Genomic DNA, 16239 nt, shown 5'->3' with positions numbered 1-16239 from the left:
CTCCGATGAGGGGGTTTGGCCTATGGGCTCTGCAATAGAGATACGCAACGCCACGAAAGACTACGGCCGCGGTCGCGGCGTGTTCGACCTGTCGCTGACGGTGGCTCCGGGAGAGGTGGTGGGCTTTCTGGGGGCCAATGGCGCGGGGAAGTCCGTCACCATGCGCATGCTCATGGGGTTCGTGCGGCCCCAATCGGGCAGCGCGCGCATCTTCGGCCGCGACTGCTTCTCACAGCGGGCGGAAATCCAGAAGTCGGTGGGCTATCTTCCGGGGGAGCTGGCCTTTCCCGGCGATATGACCGGTTGCTCCTTCCTCCGTTTCGCCGCTTCGATGGCGGCGGTGGAAGGCGACGGCTTTCGGCTGGGATGCAAGCGCGCCGACGAGCTGGCGGAATTCTTCGAACTGGACCCTTCGGTGCCGCTGCGTTCCATGTCGAAGGGCACGCGCCAGAAAGTGGGCATTGTGGCCGCGTTCATGACGAAGCCCCGGCTGCTGCTGTTGGACGAGCCCACTAGTGGGCTGGACCTGCTGATGCAAAGGCGCTTTGTGGAGCTGGTGCAGGCGGAGAAGCATCGCGGCGCCACCATCATGCTCTCCTCCCATTTGCTGGGGGAAGTGGAGGGCACCTGCGACCGGGCCGTTTTCATCCGGCAGGGGCGGCTGGTCTGCACCGCATCTGCCGGTGAGCTTACCTTAGATGGCGTGATGGGCCAGCTCTATGGGCCCCAGGCACTGCAGCGCCATTGGGGCGATGGGAGGGAGCGCAGCGCTGTGGGTGCGCGCTCCTTTGAAGGGGAGGAGGTGCGGTCATGAGCTTGCCCCTCTTTCGGCGCAGCCTGCGCAGCTTGGCGGTTGCCGTTGCGGCCATTGCGGCAGTGATGGCCGTTTACATTGGCATGGTGGTCTACCTCTACGACCCGGAAGTGAACGAAAGCCTGCAACTCATGCAAGAGGCCATGCCGGAGCTGTTCGCCGCTTTCGGCATGGCGAACCCCTCCGCCACCCTGTGCGATTTCCTGCTGAATTACCTCTACGGGTTCATGTTCACCGGCCTGTTCGCGCTGATGGGCGCCTACATGGCCCAGCGCCTGGCGGTGGGGCCCACTAAGGACGGCTCGCTGGCGTGGCTTTTGGCCTCGCCCTGCTCCCGTCCGCGCCTTGCCGTCACGCTGATTGCAGCGCAGGTGGCAGTGGTGCTGCTTACGGTGCTCCTGCTGTGGGCCTCGGAAGCGGCATTTTGCGAGGCGCTCTTTCCTGGGGAATTGGATCAGGTGGCGCTGGCGCGGGCGAACCTCGGCCTTGCCGCCTTGGGGCTGTTTGCCGCATCGCTGTGCTTCGCTTCCGGCTTCGCCTTCCAAAGGCCGTCGGTGGCGCTGTGGGCCGGCGCCGGGGCGTGCATCCTCTTTTTGCTGATGGGCCTTGCCGGCACGGTGGGGGAAGGGTTGGAATGGGTGGCGAGCCTTTCGCCGTTTTCCCTCTACGATGCCTACGGTTTGGCGGCGGGGGAAGCGGACGCCGCTGCCGGCTCCGTCGGCCTGCTGGGGGCCTCCACTGCCCTCTTCGCCGCCGGTGCCGCTGCTTTCTGCCGCCGCGACTTCAGCTTGTAAGGTTTCTGGAGGGGAGGGGCGGGGGTAACCCAAGTCGCTCAGACAGTCCTGCTTTGGAAAACGCGCCACTGGCGCGTTTTCGTCGTGCGGAACTCGCTTTGTTGGGCCACCCCCGCCCCTCCCTACGGCCGTTCGCGGGTAGGGTGTCAAGGGGACATTCACTTTCGTCCCCTTGACACATGAGCGACTTGGGCTGCTCTCCCTTTCCCCTGCTCGAAAGGCCTACAAGTACTCCGGCTTGTAGGCCCAGGCGCGCAGGATGCCGCACCATTTGCGGTAGGCGGCCATGAAGTCTTCCAGGTTTATGGGCTCGCGGTCGGACAGCCGCTGGTGTAGGTAGCCGTCCCCCAGCATGATCAGCATGTCCAGCACCTCGCGGGGGTCCACCTCTTCGCGGAAGCGGCTGAAATCGACGTTCTGGAAGAAGCGATCGAACATGGTGTCCACCTGCGTTTTCGTCCACCCCGTCAGGGCATCGCGCAAATCGGAGTGGTCGGCGTAGAAGGCCCGGATGGAGAACTTCATTGCCCAGGGCCACTTTTTCAGGTTGTCCATTTTCTGCACGCCGGAGTACAGCATCAGCTCGAAGAAGTCATCGATGGCGTAGAACTCGTCGTCCACCACCCAATTCACCACCTTGTCCATAAGGTGGTCCAAGGTGCGCAGGTAAAGGGCTCTCTTGTTGCGGAAGTAGAAGAACAAAAGCCCCTTCGACATGCCCGCCCGCTGGGCAATCTCCTCCGTGGAGGCTTCCTTGTAGCTGTGGCGGCCGAAGCCCTCCACTGCGGCGCGCATGATGGCCTCTTGGCGCTCGGGCGGAAGGGCGTCGAAATCGCCGTGGCGGTTCGTGGGCTTGAGCGGGCGCACGGGCATCTCCTTCAGGGCGGGGGTGGCTTGTGCGGGAAGCTCTCGGTTCGCTCCCCGGTGCGTTGACCCATCGGTCAACGTGCCCATTGTAATCTGTTGACCCGTTTCGGGAAGGGGTGGGTGGAAGCCGGCAACGAGAAGGGGGATGCTCGTTTTCGGCAGAGGCCGGGGGCTCCATAGAGCGGGCCTTTCTCCGAAGACGAGTGACGGCGCCCGCGGGGCGGCCGGGCCGCTGCGCGTGGACGGCCGACGGCGGTGCTTGCCGCTATAATGGCCCTTCAGTTTTTCGGAAGGGCGGAATTTTGGGCACTATGGAACTTTTGGCCCCCGCAGGGGGCATGGAGCAGCTGCGGGCGGCGGTGCTGTTCGGCGCCGACGCCGTGTACCTGGCGGCCGATCGTTTCGGCATGCGGGCTCGTGCCGCCAATTTCCCACTGGCCCAGATTCCCGAAGCGGTGGCCTTCGCCCATTCCCATGGGGTGAAGGTGCACGTTACCTGCAACATCCTCATGCACGATAGCGACATCGCCCAGCTGCCGGACTTCTTCCGGGCGCTGGATGCGGCGGGGGTTGACGCTTTCATCATCGGCGATCTGGGGGCTTTCGCCATTGCGGGCCAGGTGGCGCCGCGGGTGGAGCGCCATGTTTCCACCCAAGCCTCGGTGGCCAACGCCGAGGCGGCGAAGGTGTGGCATTCGCTGGGGGCTGCGCGCGTGGTATGCGCCCGCGAGATGTCGCTGGCGGACATTGCCCAGATGCGACGTCAGATTCCCGATGATTTGGAGATCGAGGCCTTCGTGCACGGGGCCATGTGCATGGCGGTTTCCGGTCGCTGTCTCATCAGCTCGTACCTCACGGGCCGCTCCGGCAACAAGGGCCATTGCACCCAGCCCTGCCGCTGGAATTACAAAGTGGGGGCCGGCGCGCCCGGCGCGTCCGAGACGGCGGGGGAGTACCTGCTGGAAGAGGAGAAGCGCCCAGGGGTGTTCTTCCCCTTAGAGCAAGACGAAACCGGCAGTTTCCTCATGAACGCCGAGGACCTGAACATGCTGCCCCATCTGGCCGATCTGGCCCGGGCGGGGGTGAATTCCATAAAGATAGAGGGGCGCAACAAAAAGGCGTTCTACGTGGCCAGCGTGGTGGGGGCCTATCGCCGCGTGCTGGACGGCGAGCCGTGGCAACAGGTGGCGCCGGAGCTTTTGGACGTGTCCCACCGCCCCTACGGTACGGGCTTTTACTTCGGCGAAGCGCGCCAAGCGGTGGACTACGACGGCTACGAACAGCAAACGATGCACGTGGCGGACGTGGTGGCCTGCGGCGATGGCAAGCTGTACGCCCTGGCCCGCAACCGCTTCGAGGAAGGGCAGGCGCTGGAAGCGCTGGTGCCCGGCGGGGCCGCCGCGCCCGTGGAGGTGCGGAACCTGTGCTGGCTACCCGCCTTCGGTCCCGACGTGCACGACGAGGGGGCGCCGGCAACAGTGCCGGAGGCCCTTGACCGGACGGCCGCGGACGATTGGCTGCCGGCGCCGGTGGCCAACCGCTCCTGCAACCTGTACCGATTGGATTGCCCGCAGCCGGTGCCGGAGGGCAGTTTCTTGCGGGCCCGGGTGTTTCGCCGTTCTGCCCGCCACGGCTAGCGGGCGGGGTGCCTTTGTGCGGACATCGTTCGCGCGTTCCCCGGCCCGCCTGGCCTGCGCTGCAGGGGGCGGGCGTATAATTGCCCTTTCGGTCCCGTTCGTTGTGAGGTATCCCAGTGAGTTCCCTTTCGTCCCTGTTCCCCGCTTTCGCCCTGCCGTTTTCCGTCGAGATGTTCCCGCCGAAGGGGCAGTTCACGCTTGATGCCGCCCGCACGGTGGCCGCGGGACTGGCTCAAGCGCGCCCCAGCTTCGTGTCGGTAACCTGCTCGGCCGGCGGCAGCGGCAACTCGGCCCAAACGGTGGATATCGCCGCGCTTCTCCAAAACGAATTCGCCATTCCCGGCATCGCCCATCTCACCTGCGTAGGCGCTACGCGCGCGTCCCTGGATCAGCAGGTGCGCCGTATGCGGGAAGCCGGCATTACCACGGTGTTGGCCCTGCGCGGTGACATGGCCGAAGGGCAAGAGCCGGGGGATTTCCTCTACGCGAAGGACATCATCCCGCTGCTGAAGCAGGAAGGCTTCACGGTGGGGGCGGCCGCCTATCCGGAGGGGCACATCAGCTGCTTCAGCGCGGCCGACAACCTCTGGCACCTGAAGGAGAAGCAAGAGGCCGGCGCCGATTTCTTCGTCACTCAGCTGTGCTTCGACAACGACGTGTTGCTGCGCTTTTGCCGCCAGGCGAAGGAGGCGGGGGTTACGGCGCCCCTCACCTGCGGCATCATGCCCTTTTTGGCGAAGAGCCAGCTGCAGCGCATGGTGTTTCTGTGCGGCAGCAGCCTGCCGGCTCCCATCATCAAGCTTCTGGCGAAGCACGAGGACAGCCCGGAAGAGCTGCGGCAAGCGGGCATCCGCTACGCCTGCCAGCAGCTGGTGGGGCTGGCGCAGGCGGGCGTGGACGGCCTGCACGTGTACGCCATGAACCAGCCCGATATTGCCCTTGCCGCGGCCGAGGCGCTGGCGGCGGAAGGTTTGCGCTGATGGGGGACGCCGCTGCGGTGCAGTTCGGGCCCCAGCCGCTGCCGTGCGCGGTGGACCTGCCGCGGGCGCTGCGCTATCTGGGGCAGCGGCGCGAAGGACTGCCGGAGCATTTGGGGCAGCGGCTGCAGGAGGCGGCCGACCAGTGCGCTTCCGCTGCTCGGCCCCGCGGCGTGGGCCGGGCCTACCCGCTGCTATGGGGCGGCCCGGGCCGGCCGGTAGAGTTGGCGGGCACGGGGGTGGCGCTGCCCGGTGCCGACATCGCCCGCTTCCTGGAAGGCTGCACCCACGCGGTGGTGCTGGCGGTTACTCTCGGCATGGAAAGCGAACGGCAGCTGGCCCGCGCCCAGGCGCTGTCTCCCTTGGAGGGGCTTTTGGCCGACGGCTGCGCTTCCTCGATGGCCGAAGAGGCGGCCCGCGCTGCCTCGGCCGAGATAGAGCGCCGGGCCCGGGTGGCCGGTTTCCGCCCCACCAAGCGCTTCAGCGCCGGTTACGGCGATTTGCCCCTGCAGCTGCAGCCAGACATGCTGCGGCTTTCCGGCGGCGACAAGCTGCTGGGCATCCATGTGGGCCCCTCCCTTCTCATGACCCCGATGAAAAGCGTCACGGCGGTGGTGGGGCTTGCGCCCTTGGCCGGGCCGAAGGCGCGCGATACGGAAAGGCGGTAGCCCATGGCTGCTCCCCGCACGATGACCGTGGAATCTCCCTTGCTGCACGATGCCCTGGAAGGGCGGGCGCGCCTGCTGGTGGACGGCGGCATGGGCACTCTTATCCAGGAGGCGGGGCTTGCCGCCATCCATGAGGTGCCCGACCTGCTGAACCTCACCCATCCGCAGGCCGTTCGCCAGTTGCAGCGGCGCTACGTGGAAGCCGGCGCCGATTGCATCACCACCAACACCTTCAACGCCAACCGCCTGAAGCTGGAGGGCTCGGGGGCAACGGTGGCGGAGGTGTACGCCGCGGCCGCGGCCATCGCGCGAGAGGCCGGCGCGCCGCTGGTGGCGGGCGACATCGGCCCCACCGGCGCGCTGCTGCAGCCGCTGGGGCCTCTGGGCTTCGACGAGGCCTATGACATCTTCGCCGAACAGGCGCGCGCCGCCGAGGCGGCCGGTTGCCAGCTTATAGTGGTGGAAACCTTCTCCGACCTGCTGGAAGCCAAGGCGGCCCTGCTGGCCTGTTTGGAGAACACGGCGCTGCCGGTGCTGTGCACCATGACCTTCGGCGAAGACGGCCGCACCTTCATGGGCACCACGCCCGCCATCGCTGCCGCCACCTTAAGCGCCATAGGGGCCAGCGCCGTGGGGCTGAACTGCTCGCTTGGCCCGGCCGAGCTGGCGGAGCTGCTGCGCCAGATGGCCCCTTACGCCCGGTGTCCGCTGATGGTGCAGCCCAACGCTGGCCTGCCACGGGTGAACGAGCGCGGGGAAACGGTGTTCGACGTGGGGCCCGACGAGTTTTCCGCCGCCATGGAGGGCATCCTGGCCGCCGGGGCCGCGGTGGTGGGGGGCTGCTGCGGCACCACTCCCGCCCATATCGCCCGCTTGCGGCAGTTGCTGGCGGAGGCGCCCTTTGCCGCGCCCGCCTACCGTCCTTCGTTTCTAGTGACCAGCGCCCAGGCCATGGCCGAGCTGCGCCCCGACAGCCCCAACATCGCGGTGATAGGGGAGCGCATCAACCCCACGGGCAAGAAGCGCCTGAAAGCGGCGCTTCTGGCGGGGGATTTCGATGTGGCGGTGGCGGAAGCGGTGGCCCAGGTGGGTGCCGGCGCCGACATTTTGGATGTGAACGTGGGGGTGCCGGGGCTGGACGAGCCGGCGGTGCTGCGGGCGGTGGCCCAGCGGCTGCAGGCCACGGTGACGGCGCCGTTGCAGCTGGACTCTTCGAGTCCCGAAGCCCTTGAGGCGGCATGCCGCACCTATGCGGGCCGGCCGCTCATCAACTCGGTTACCGGCAAGGCGGAAAGCCTGGCGGCGGTGCTGCCGGTGGCGGCCCGCTATGGCGCCACTGTGCTGGGTCTCACGCTGGATGAAGGGGGCATTCCCCCCACCGCCCAGGAGCGCTTCGCCATTGCCCGGCGCATCGTGGAGGCGGCCGAAGCGGCCGGTATTCCGCAGGAAGACATAGCCATCGACTGCTTGGTGATGGCCGCCGCCACCAACCAGGACGAAATTCCCCAGATACTTGAGGCGCTGCGCCTGTGCAAGCAGCAGCTGGGGGTGCGCACCGTGCTGGGGGTGTCCAACGTCAGCTTCGGCCTGCCGCGGCGGCCGGTACTCAACGCCGCCTTCCTCACTGCGGCGCTGGCCTCGGGCCTCGACATGCCCATCCTGAATCCGTTGGAGCCCCGCTACCAAGACGCGCTGCGGGCGTTCAAGGTAATCAACGGCCAGGACGGCAAATGCCTCGCGTACTTGGAGGCTTATGCCGGAACCGAAGAGGCGGCTCCCGTTGCGGCCGTTGGCAGCGCGGCCATCAGCGGCGCCGAGCGCTTAACGGACGACAGCCCCCGGTTTTCCGCAGAAGAGGCCGCCGTCCTGTACCAGGCAGTGCTTACCGGCAGGCCCGATGGGGCCGCTGCAGCCGCCACGGCGCTTCTGGCGCAGCAGGAACCGGTGGCCATCGCGGGCGACGTGCTCAGCCCGGCGCTCGACGAGGTGGGGCGCCGCTACGATGCGGGCACCTACTTTTTGCCGCAGCTCATGGCCGCCGCCGAAGCGGCGAAGGCGGCCTTCGACGTGCTGAGCGCCGCCAGCGGTCAGCACGCCGACGTGCCGGCCGCTGCCAGCGCCCCCATCGTCATCGCCACGGTGGAGGGGGACATCCACGACATCGGCAAGAACATCGTGCGCATGCTGCTGGAAAACTACGGTTTCGCCGTGCGCGATTTGGGACGCGACGTGGCGCCGCAGGCGGTGCTCGACGCGGTGCGGGAAACCGGTGCGCGGCTGGTGGGGCTGTCGGCCCTCATGACCACCACCGTGGGGGCCATGGAACGCACCATCGCGCTTCTGCGGCGCGAGGCCCCCGGCGTGTCCGTCATGGTGGGGGGAGCGGTGCTCACCGCCGACTACGCCGCCCAAATCGGCGCCGATTTCTACGTGGAAGACGCCGCCGCCAGCGTAAAGGTGGCCAAGCAACTGCTCTGATGGGGGGGTTTCGGGTGGTTTCCCCCGCGCCGTTTCGCAGGCCCGCCGCCCGCGCTCGTCCCTTCGCGGGCGCCCCTTGGTTTCGCTTCGGAAAAGATTATCGAATTGCGCCGCAATGCCGCAGGAATTCTGCGGCCTTCCATGTATGATTGTTCCATCGGAAAAACCCGAATGAAAGGGGCTCCTATGGGAGTGAAAGCTGAAGAGGCATTGGAAGTGTCCTACGAAGACCTGCCCATGTACCTGCACGCCAACCATTCCATGTACATGGACGTCGATGACGCCACCTACTACCTGACCGATGTGAACGACCGCTACTGGCGCGTTCAGGACACCACCGTGAAAAACGACAAGGGCCATTACGTCGATTGCAGTGCGCTGGTGCCCACCATCAGCGAGTTCTTGGAGCTTCCGTTTGTGCAGGGCAAATCCATTTCCGATCTTTTCGACGGTGCCACCTTCTACGCGTCGATCAAGGAATAGCCGCTCGCGCGTTGTATTTCCGCTCGTGAATAAATCAAGGACGGGGCCGACGGGCTCCGTCCTTTTTTGCGCCCTGTGCTATCATGTCCGCTGTTCAAAGAGGATGGGTCGGCCGTCTGTTTGCCGACACCGCAAATGAGAAAGAGGGAGAAATGGCAGAAGAATGCTCTCATGAGTGCTCCAGCTGCGGCGTTTCCGGCTGCGGCGACCGCACCGAGGCCAGCGGCCCCAGCTCGCTGGAGCCCAACAAGCGCTCCAACATCAAGAACGTCATCGGCGTCGTGTCCGGCAAGGGCGGCGTGGGCAAATCGCTGGTAACCAGCCTGCTGGCCAGCGAGATGCAGAAGCGCGGCTTCAAGGTGGCCATCCTGGACGCCGACATCACCGGCCCCTCCATTCCGAAGTCCTTCGGCGTGGACACCCGCCTCACCGCCGATGCCGACGGCATCAACCCGGCCGTCACCGCTTCCGGCATCGAGATCATGTCCGTGAACCTCATGCTGCGCCGCGAGGACGAGTTCGTGGCCTGGCGCGGCCCGGTGGTGTCCAACGCCATCAAGCAGTTCTGGCAGGAAGTGAACTGGGGCGATATCGATTACATGTTCGTGGACATGCCTCCGGGAACTTCCGACGTGTTCCTCACCGTGTTCCAGTCGCTGCCGGTGGACGGCATCGTCACCGTTTCCGCCCCGCAAGAACTGGTGGCCATGATCGTGGGCAAGGCCGTGAACCTGGCTCGCTCCATGGAGGTGCCGGTGATTGGCCTGGTGGAGAACATGGCTTATTTCAAGTGCGACGATTGCGGCAAGAAGCACTTCATCTACGGCGAGCCCCAGGGCGAGGAAGTGGCCAAGCGCTACGAGATCCCCTCGGTGGCCACCCTGCCGCTGGACCCCTCCTTTGCCCGTTTGGTGGACAAGGGTTCCGTGGAGGATTACGACGTGGAAGGTGCGCTGGACTCCATCATCGACCAGATTGAAAAAACTTGCGCCGCTTAGAAAAAAGGGTGTTGACCAATCTCTGAGGTTTGGTAGTATATCCCTTGCACGTTTTACGGGGCATTAGCTCAGCTGGGAGAGCGCATGGCTGGCAGCCATGAGGTCAGGGGTTCGATCCCCCTATGCTCCACCACAAACTTCACGAGGGCCTATACGGCCCTCGTTTCGTATTGTCCGCGGGAAGCTTCCCATGCACCCGGCCTTGCCGTTCAGAGCTTTCCTTCGCGTACCCTAAGTACGCTCAGCCGCTCTTCACGCCAATTCCGGGCACCTGGGAACCTTCCCGCTACCTGTTTGGTCAGGAGTGGCGGGGCGTACACTTTTGGGAGACAAAGGGACAACCCTAATGTCTCGTTGGGGGTGACGGGGGGACGTACACTTTTGGCACGCTGAAGCGTGCCAAAAGTGTACGTCCCCCCGTCAGCGCTTTGTGGCTCATGCCTGGAAGGCGAGCTCTTCGGCGAAAGAGGCGGCAGGGGCAGGGGCTGCCTTCGTGGCGGGGAACATCGAAGGGGTGGCGGCGCAGGAGATGAAGTCGGGCACGGCGTTCTTCTCCACCAGGGTGGCAACAGCGTCCTGCGCGGCTTTCTGGGTGATGCCCATGTTTGCGAAGTGTTTGGTCAGCTTTTCGCAGTAGGCGGCGTCGGCGGAATCGCTGAAGGCGATGTTCTTGAACATGATGGTCTCCTTTTCGGTTGGCGCGTTGTCTGTTGCGATGGGCACAGGGTACGGCCGCCGGTCTTCGGCGCTGTTGGGCGATTCGCCAAAGTGCCCTAGCCGAAAAAGTGCAGTTTCACAATGGCCTTTCATCGCCCGCGGGCCCCGTTGCCGGCAGGCGCTGTTTCGGAGGGGGAGGGGCGTCATCGTTTTTGCCATCCCGCACCGGGCGCGCAAGGCCCTTTCTTAACGAAATAATTACGGGGCTTTTTCTTTGGCGGCGAGCAGGGGGAATCCTTCGCCATACGGTAAACTTTACCTACATGCTTCGCTTCGAGCGGAGTCGTATCCGAGGGGTCGGGCGCGCGCGTCCGACGGGCCGGACGACGAAGGAGAAGGCGGCCGGCCGCAAACAGGAAAGTTGGTGGTCATTATGGCAGCTCCTGCTACCGAACACGTGAGGAACATCGTGCTGGTGGGCCAAGACGGCGCCGGGAAAACATCCCTGGCCGAGGCCATGCTGTTCGTTTCCGGCAAAACACCGCGCATGGGCACCACTCATGATGGCAAGTCTTACATGGACTACGACCCCGAGGAAATCAAGCGCAAGTTCACCATCGGCACTTCCATCGCCCCCATCCCTTACCGTGATTACAAAATCAACGTGCTGGACACTTCCGGCCATCCCGACTTCATCGGCGACACTCTCACCACCATGCAATCGGCCGAAATGGCCATGTTTGTGGTGGACGCCGTTGCCGGCCCGCAGGTCATGACCACCAAGCTGTGGCGCGAAGCCGAGAAGATGCGCCTGTCCCGCGCCGTGTACATCAACCACATCGACCGCGAGAACGCCAACTGGGACACTTCCATGGCGCTGCTGCACGCCCGCTTCGGTTCGCGCCTGGCGCCGGTCACCATCCCTATGGGAGTGGCGGAGAACTTCGAGGGCGTCATCGACGTCATCCGCATGAAGGCCCATTACTACGACAAGAACGTGGGTTCCGAAGTGGTGGTGGACATCCCCGAGCCCTACTGCGAGGTGGCCGAGGCGGCCCGCGAGAAGCTGTGCGATCTGGTGGCCGAGGTGGACGACGAGCTGATGATGAAGTACCTGGAAGGCGAGCCCATCACCCAGGAGGAGCTGGAGGGTCTTTTGGACAAGGCCATCGCCCAGGAGATTTTCATCCCCGTGTTCGTGGGTTCCACCATCATCATGCAGGGCGTGCAAAACCTCATGGAGGACATCGCCACTTACTTCCCGCACCCCCGCTCCCACGGCCGCTACCAGATGGCCGGCGGCGAAACCATCGCCATCGACGAGACGAAGCGCCCCGCCGCCTTCGTGTTCAAGTCGGTCACCGACCCCTTCGTGGGGCGCCTCAGCTTCCTGAAGGTGCTGGCCGGCGTGCTGGAGCCGGGCATGGAGCTGATCAACGCCCGTACCGGCAAGAAGGAACGGCTGGGCCGCCTGTACGTGATGATGGGCAAAGAGCCCATGGACGTGAAGAGCGCCAAGGCCGGCGACATCATCGTGGTGCCGAAGCTGGCGGAGGCGAAGGCCGGCGACACCCTGTCCCAGACCGGCGAGATTGCCGTGGAACCGCTTGAGCTGCCCGAACCGCTGTACCCAGTGGCGGTGGAAGCGGTGAACAAAAAGGACGAGGACAAGCTGGGCACCTTCCTGGCCCGTAGCGCCGAGGCCGACCCCACCATTCGCATCTCCCGCAACGAGGACACCCACCAGACCATCCTCACCGCGATGGGCGACACCCAGGTGGACATGCTGATGAATCGTCTGAAAGAGCAAACGGGCGTGGATGCGCAGCTGGTGCCGGTGCGGGTGCCTTATCGCGAGACCATCCGCAAATCCGCCGAGGCCCAAGGGCGCCACAAGAAGCAAACCGGCGGCGCCGGCCAGTTCGGCGATTGCTGGCTGCGGCTGGAGCCCCTGCCCGGCGGCGGCTACGAGTTCGTGGACGAGATCAAGGGCGGCGCCATTCCCGGCGGCCTGATCCCCGCCGTGGACAAGGGCGTGCAAGAAGCCATGCGCGAGGGCTTTTTGGCGGGGTATCCCATGGTGGACATCAAATGCGCTGTGTTCGACGGCTCCTATCACCCCGTCGATTCCAACGAAATGGCCTTCAAGACGGCCGCGCGCATTGGCTTCCGTGCCGCCTGCGAAAAGGCCAACCCGGTGATTTTGGAGCCCATGGCTTCCATGGACGTAACCGTGGGGGAGGAGTACGCCGGCACCATCATGGGCGACATCTCCACCCGTCGCGGCCGCATCGTGGGCACCGACTCCAACGACGCTGGCGAAACCATCATCCGCATCCGTGTGCCCTACGCCGAGGTGATCACCTACACCAAGGACCTCCGTTCCCTCACCCGCGGCTCCGGCAGCTATACCATCGAGGTTGAGGGTTACGAAGAGGCGCCCCACGACGTGACCAAGAAGCTGATCGAGGCCTACCAGGCGTCCCGCGCCGAAGGGAAGTAGCCGCTTCGCCCCATAGCTTTGCCCAAGGAAGGCCGGCTTGTCCGGCCTTCCTTCGTTTCTCTTCGCTGCTGCGCGTCGTCCTTCTTTTACCTGCCTTTTACGTGCCCGAAACAAAGGCTCCGTAGGATGAAAGAGGTTCGGGGCGCAGGCCCTGGTGGAAGAATAGGCGAAGCGAGGGGAGACATCCCATGTTCGAAACGAGAGGACCGCGGGAAGGGCAGGTGCGCATACCGTCCGGGTGTGCCATCGCCGCCATCATGGATCGCAGCGGAAATCGCCACGATGGCAGTGACATCCTGAAATCCATCGCCCTCATGCACGACCGCTCCAACGGCCTCGGCGGCGGCTTCGCCGCTTACGGCATTTACCCTGAATACCGCGAGCTGTACGCGTTCCACATTATGTACGAAAGCCGCGAGGCGCGCGCGCAAACCGAGGCCTATCTGGACCGCTACTTCATGAGCGAGAAGCAGGAGCGCATTCCCACCGAAGCGGTGGCGGCCATCAAGAACCCGCCGGACATCTGGCGCTACTTTGTGGCGCCCCACCCCATGCGCTTGGCCAATTCCGGCCTTGACGAGGCGGAATACACCATGCAGCACGTTTTCCACATCAACGGTAAAATCGACGGCGCCTTCGTGGCCTCTTCCGGCAAGAACATGGGGGCCTTCAAGGGCGTGGGCTACCCGGAGGACATCGGGGAGTTCTACCGCATCCAAGACTACGATGCGTGGGCCTGGACGGCCCATGGCCGCTTTCCCACCAACACCCCGGGCTGGTGGGGCGGCGCCCATCCCTTCACGCTGCTGAATTGGTCGGTGGTGCACAACGGCGAAATTTCCAGCTACGATGCCAACCGCCGCTACGTGGAGCAATTCGGCTACGACTGCGAGCTGCAAACCGACACCGAGGTTATCACCTATCTGTTCGACCTACTGGCGCGCCGTCACGGCTTCTCCCAGGAAATGGCGGCCCGCATCATGGCGGCCCCGTCGTGGGAGGACATTGACCGTATGCCGCCTGATCAGGCCGCATTCGAAACAGCGCTGCGCACTGTGTACTCGTCGGCGCTCGTGAACGGGCCCTTCTCCATCATCATCGGATCGGACGAGGGGCTGCTGGCCTTGAACGACCGCTTGAAGCTGCGGGCGCTCATGGCGGCTGAAAAGGGCCCCATGGTGTATATGGCCAGCGAACAGGCGGCCATTGAGATCGTGTGCCCCGATGCCGAGAACGTGCGTTCCATCGAGGGGGGCCAGCCTTTCGTGGTGCAGCTGGATTCGGTGGCCGCTGCCAAGGCCCGGGAGTCGGCGGAAAACTGTCCTGCCCGCGAAAAGCCGTTCCGCCATGAAGTGGAAGTTCACCCCCGCAGAAAGGAGCGCAGCCATGCTTGATTACGTGCTGCCCCGCTATCGCGTGCTGCGCGATGGCGATTTATGCATCCAGTGCGGCGTTTGCGAGCGTTCGTGTTCCAACGAGGTGCACCATGTGGACGAGGAGCTGGGCCGCGTCACCGCCAACAACGGCGCCTGCGTAAACTGCCAGCGCTGCGTGGTCATGTGCCCCACCCAGGCGCTGGCCATAACCCGTTGGCCGCAGGTGGACAGCGGCTCGGCCAATTGGACGCTCGAAACCATGCAAGACATCGCCAAGCAGGCGCAAACCGGCGCTGTGCTGCTGGGCTCTATGGGCAATCCCAAGCCGTTCCCCGTCTATTGGGACCACTTGCTGTTGAACGCCAGTCAGGTGACCAACCCCTCCATCGATCCGCTGCGCGAACCCATGGAAACCCGCGTTTTCCTGGGGTCGCGCCCCGAGATACTGAAGGTGAACGAGCGCGATGAGAAGCTGTCGGCCCCGCTGCCCCCGCAGCTGCGGCTCGACGTGCCGCTAATGTTCTCGGCCATGAGCTTCGGTTCCATCTCGCTGAACGCCCAAAAGGCGTTGGCCATGGCCGCCCGCGAGCTGGGCACGTTCTTCAACACCGGCGAAGGCGGCCTGCACCGCGACCTTGAGCAGTACGCCGACTGCGCCATAGTGCAGGTGGCCTCGGGCCGCTTCGGGGTGGACCCGCATTACCTGGGCGTGACCGGCGCCATTGAAATTAAAATAGGGCAGGGGGCCAAGCCGGGCATCGGCGGCCACTTGCCCGGGGAGAAGATCAGCGCCGAAGTGTCGCGCACCCGCATGATTCCCCAGGGCACCGACGCCATCTCGCCGGCGCCCCACCACGACATCTACTCCATCGAGGATTTGCGCCAGCTGGTGTTCTCGCTGAAGGAGGCCACCGGTTACGCCAAGCCGGTGGCGGTGAAGGTGGCCGCCGTGCACAACGTGGCCGCCATTGCCAGCGGCATGGCGCGCGCCGGCGCCGACATCATCGTGGTAGATGGCTTCCGCGGGGGCACGGGCGCCGCCCCACGCCGCATCCGCGACAACGTGGGCATTCCCATCGAATTGGCCTTGGCGGCGGTGGATCAGCGGCTGCGCGATGAGAGCATCCGCTCGACGGTGAGCCTGGTGGCGGCCGGCTCCATCCGCAGCTCCGCCGACATCGTGCGCGCTATCGCGCTGGGGGCCGACGCCGTGTACTGCGCATCGGCGCCGCTCATCGCGCTGGGCTGCCATCAGTGCCAGGACTGCTCGTCGGGCAAGTGCAACTGGGGCATCGCCACCCAAAGGCCCGATCTGGTGAGGCGCCTGAACCCGGAGATCGCCGCCGAGCGGGTGGTGAACCTGGTGCACGGCTGGACCCACGAGATCAAGGAAATGATGGGCGGCATGGGCATCAACGCCGTTGACAGCCTGCGGGGGAACCGTCTCATGCTGCGCGGCGTGGGCCTGAACGAGAAGGAACTGGAAATCCTCGGCGTGAAATACGCGGGAGAGTGATGACGATGAAGCGAATTTATGCCCTGGAGGATTGGTGCATCGACTGCAAGCGCTGCGAAGTGGCCTGCAAAGTGTTCCATTCCAAGAGCAAAGACCCGGTGAAAGCGTTTCTGTTCGAGCAGCCCCGGCCGCGCAATCGCGTGCGCGTGGAAGGCAACCGCACTCTGTCCATCGCCATCAATTGCCGCCATTGCCCCGCCCCCAAGTGCGTGGAGGGCTGCATTTCCGGCGCCATGACCCGCAACCCCGAAACAGGCGTGGTCACGTCGAACCCCGAGAAATGCGTGGGTTGCCGCACCTGCGTGTCGCTGTGCCCCTTCGGCGCGGTGACCATCGAGGAGGGCCCGCGCCACCCCATCGCCTTCAAGTGCGATTTGTGCGGCGAAGTGCCCGGGGTGCCCGGAAGCCCCAGTTGTGTTGCCGCCTGCCCCAACCGCGCTCTGATTTACGTGGAAAGCGAGGGTAACTGAT

At 65.0% G+C, this 16239-nt stretch carries 14 protein-coding genes and 1 tRNA gene; 13 read left to right on the top strand and 2 right to left on the bottom strand.

Annotation, left to right across the window (positions count from 1 at the left end; all coding sequences use genetic code 11):
* Positions 1-22 precede the first annotated feature (22 nt).
* Both DMP11_RS03905 and DMP11_RS03900 read left to right on the top strand, forming a co-directional pair.
* Positions 23-814, top strand: a complete 792-nt coding sequence (locus tag DMP11_RS03905; RefSeq protein ID WP_123185202.1) for an ABC transporter ATP-binding protein — start codon at positions 23-25, stop codon at positions 812-814.
* Positions 811-1608, top strand: coding sequence for a hypothetical protein (locus DMP11_RS03900; RefSeq protein WP_123185201.1), 798 nt, complete (start codon positions 811-813; stop codon positions 1606-1608). Before DMP11_RS03905 ends, DMP11_RS03900 begins: the two co-directional genes overlap by 4 nt.
* A gap of 222 nt (positions 1609-1830) precedes the next feature.
* Here DMP11_RS03900 and DMP11_RS03895 read toward each other — a convergent pair whose 3' ends face one another.
* Positions 1831-2475 (bottom strand): TetR/AcrR family transcriptional regulator, encoded by a 645-nt coding sequence (locus DMP11_RS03895; RefSeq protein ID WP_214647093.1) that lies wholly within the window; start codon positions 2473-2475, stop codon positions 1831-1833.
* 311 nt (positions 2476-2786) lie between these two features.
* Between DMP11_RS03895 and DMP11_RS03890 the strand changes: the two genes are divergently transcribed.
* The 7 genes from DMP11_RS03890 (at position 2787) to DMP11_RS03860 (ending at position 9849) form a co-directional block, all read left to right on the top strand.
* Positions 2787-4112 carry a U32 family peptidase gene (locus DMP11_RS03890; protein WP_123185199.1) on the top strand — a complete coding sequence of 442 codons (1326 nt, stop codon included), beginning with the start codon at positions 2787-2789 and terminating at the stop codon, positions 4110-4112.
* Between the two features lie 116 nt (positions 4113-4228).
* Positions 4229-5092 (top strand): methylenetetrahydrofolate reductase, encoded by an 864-nt coding sequence (locus DMP11_RS03885; RefSeq protein ID WP_235869387.1) that lies wholly within the window; start codon positions 4229-4231, stop codon positions 5090-5092.
* Entirely contained in the window at positions 5092-5757 is a 666-nt protein-coding gene (locus tag DMP11_RS03880) for a vitamin B12 dependent methionine synthase (RefSeq protein ID WP_123185198.1), read from the top strand. The genes DMP11_RS03885 and DMP11_RS03880 overlap by 1 nt, the downstream gene beginning before the upstream one ends.
* A 3-nt stretch (positions 5758-5760) precedes the next feature.
* Positions 5761-8235, top strand: a complete 2475-nt coding sequence (locus DMP11_RS03875) for a homocysteine S-methyltransferase family protein (RefSeq protein ID WP_123185197.1) — start codon at positions 5761-5763, stop codon at positions 8233-8235.
* 186 nt (positions 8236-8421) lie between these two features.
* Positions 8422-8718, top strand: a complete 297-nt coding sequence (locus tag DMP11_RS03870; protein ID WP_123185196.1) for a CDP-alcohol phosphatidyltransferase — start codon at positions 8422-8424, stop codon at positions 8716-8718.
* 152 nt (positions 8719-8870) lie between these two features.
* A complete protein-coding gene (locus DMP11_RS03865) occupies positions 8871-9716 on the top strand; it encodes an Mrp/NBP35 family ATP-binding protein (protein ID WP_123185195.1) in 846 nt (281 codons plus the stop codon).
* Between the two features lie 57 nt (positions 9717-9773).
* Positions 9774-9849, top strand: a tRNA-Ala gene (locus DMP11_RS03860).
* Between the two features lie 302 nt (positions 9850-10151).
* On the opposite strand, the gene DMP11_RS03855 is transcribed toward DMP11_RS03860, so the two are convergent.
* Positions 10152-10394, bottom strand: coding sequence for a hypothetical protein (locus DMP11_RS03855; RefSeq protein ID WP_123185194.1), 243 nt, complete (start codon positions 10392-10394; stop codon positions 10152-10154).
* Positions 10395-10806: 412 nt separating this feature from the next.
* Between DMP11_RS03855 and fusA the strand changes: the two genes are divergently transcribed.
* The 4 genes from fusA to DMP11_RS03835 all read left to right on the top strand — a co-directional run bounded on the left by fusA (position 10807) and on the right by DMP11_RS03835 (position 16238).
* On the top strand, positions 10807-12876 hold the full coding sequence (gene fusA / locus DMP11_RS03850) for an elongation factor G (protein WP_170155474.1): 2070 nt from the start codon (positions 10807-10809) through the stop codon (positions 12874-12876).
* A gap of 188 nt (positions 12877-13064) precedes the next feature.
* Positions 13065-14270, top strand: coding sequence for a class II glutamine amidotransferase (locus tag DMP11_RS03845; protein ID WP_123185193.1), 1206 nt, complete (start codon positions 13065-13067; stop codon positions 14268-14270).
* A complete protein-coding gene (locus tag DMP11_RS03840; protein ID WP_123185192.1) occupies positions 14263-15768 on the top strand; it encodes a glutamate synthase-related protein in 1506 nt (501 codons plus the stop codon). Before DMP11_RS03845 ends, DMP11_RS03840 begins: the two co-directional genes overlap by 8 nt.
* A gap of 5 nt (positions 15769-15773) precedes the next feature.
* On the top strand, positions 15774-16238 hold the full coding sequence (locus DMP11_RS03835) for a 4Fe-4S dicluster domain-containing protein (RefSeq protein ID WP_123185280.1): 465 nt from the start codon (positions 15774-15776) through the stop codon (positions 16236-16238).
* Position 16239: the final 1 nt, after the last annotated feature.

The sequence above is a fragment of the Parvibacter caecicola genome (assembly GCF_003725335.1).
Classification (GTDB): Bacteria; Actinomycetota; Coriobacteriia; order Coriobacteriales; family Eggerthellaceae; genus Parvibacter; species Parvibacter caecicola.
This window is presented reverse-complemented; position numbering and strand designations above follow the sequence as displayed.

Coding starts and splice junctions, on each gene's coding strand:
- DMP11_RS03870 (WP_123185196.1), top strand. CDS start 8,422: ATGGGAGTGAAAGCTGAAGAGGCATTGGAAGTGTCCTACGAAGACCTG.
- DMP11_RS03900 (WP_123185201.1), top strand. CDS start 811: ATGAGCTTGCCCCTCTTTCGGCGCAGCCTGCGCAGCTTGGCGGTTGCC.
- DMP11_RS03865 (WP_123185195.1), top strand. CDS start 8,871: ATGGCAGAAGAATGCTCTCATGAGTGCTCCAGCTGCGGCGTTTCCGGC.
- DMP11_RS03890 (WP_123185199.1), top strand. CDS start 2,787: ATGGAACTTTTGGCCCCCGCAGGGGGCATGGAGCAGCTGCGGGCGGCG.
- DMP11_RS03840 (WP_123185192.1), top strand. CDS start 14,263: ATGCTTGATTACGTGCTGCCCCGCTATCGCGTGCTGCGCGATGGCGAT.
- DMP11_RS03875 (WP_123185197.1), top strand. CDS start 5,761: ATGGCTGCTCCCCGCACGATGACCGTGGAATCTCCCTTGCTGCACGAT.
- fusA (WP_170155474.1), top strand. CDS start 10,807: ATGGCAGCTCCTGCTACCGAACACGTGAGGAACATCGTGCTGGTGGGC.
- DMP11_RS03905 (WP_123185202.1), top strand. CDS start 23: ATGGGCTCTGCAATAGAGATACGCAACGCCACGAAAGACTACGGCCGC.
- DMP11_RS03835 (WP_123185280.1), top strand. CDS start 15,774: ATGAAGCGAATTTATGCCCTGGAGGATTGGTGCATCGACTGCAAGCGC.
- DMP11_RS03880 (WP_123185198.1), top strand. CDS start 5,092: ATGGGGGACGCCGCTGCGGTGCAGTTCGGGCCCCAGCCGCTGCCGTGC.
- DMP11_RS03845 (WP_123185193.1), top strand. CDS start 13,065: ATGTTCGAAACGAGAGGACCGCGGGAAGGGCAGGTGCGCATACCGTCC.
- DMP11_RS03855 (WP_123185194.1), bottom strand. CDS start 10,394: ATGTTCAAGAACATCGCCTTCAGCGATTCCGCCGACGCCGCCTACTGC.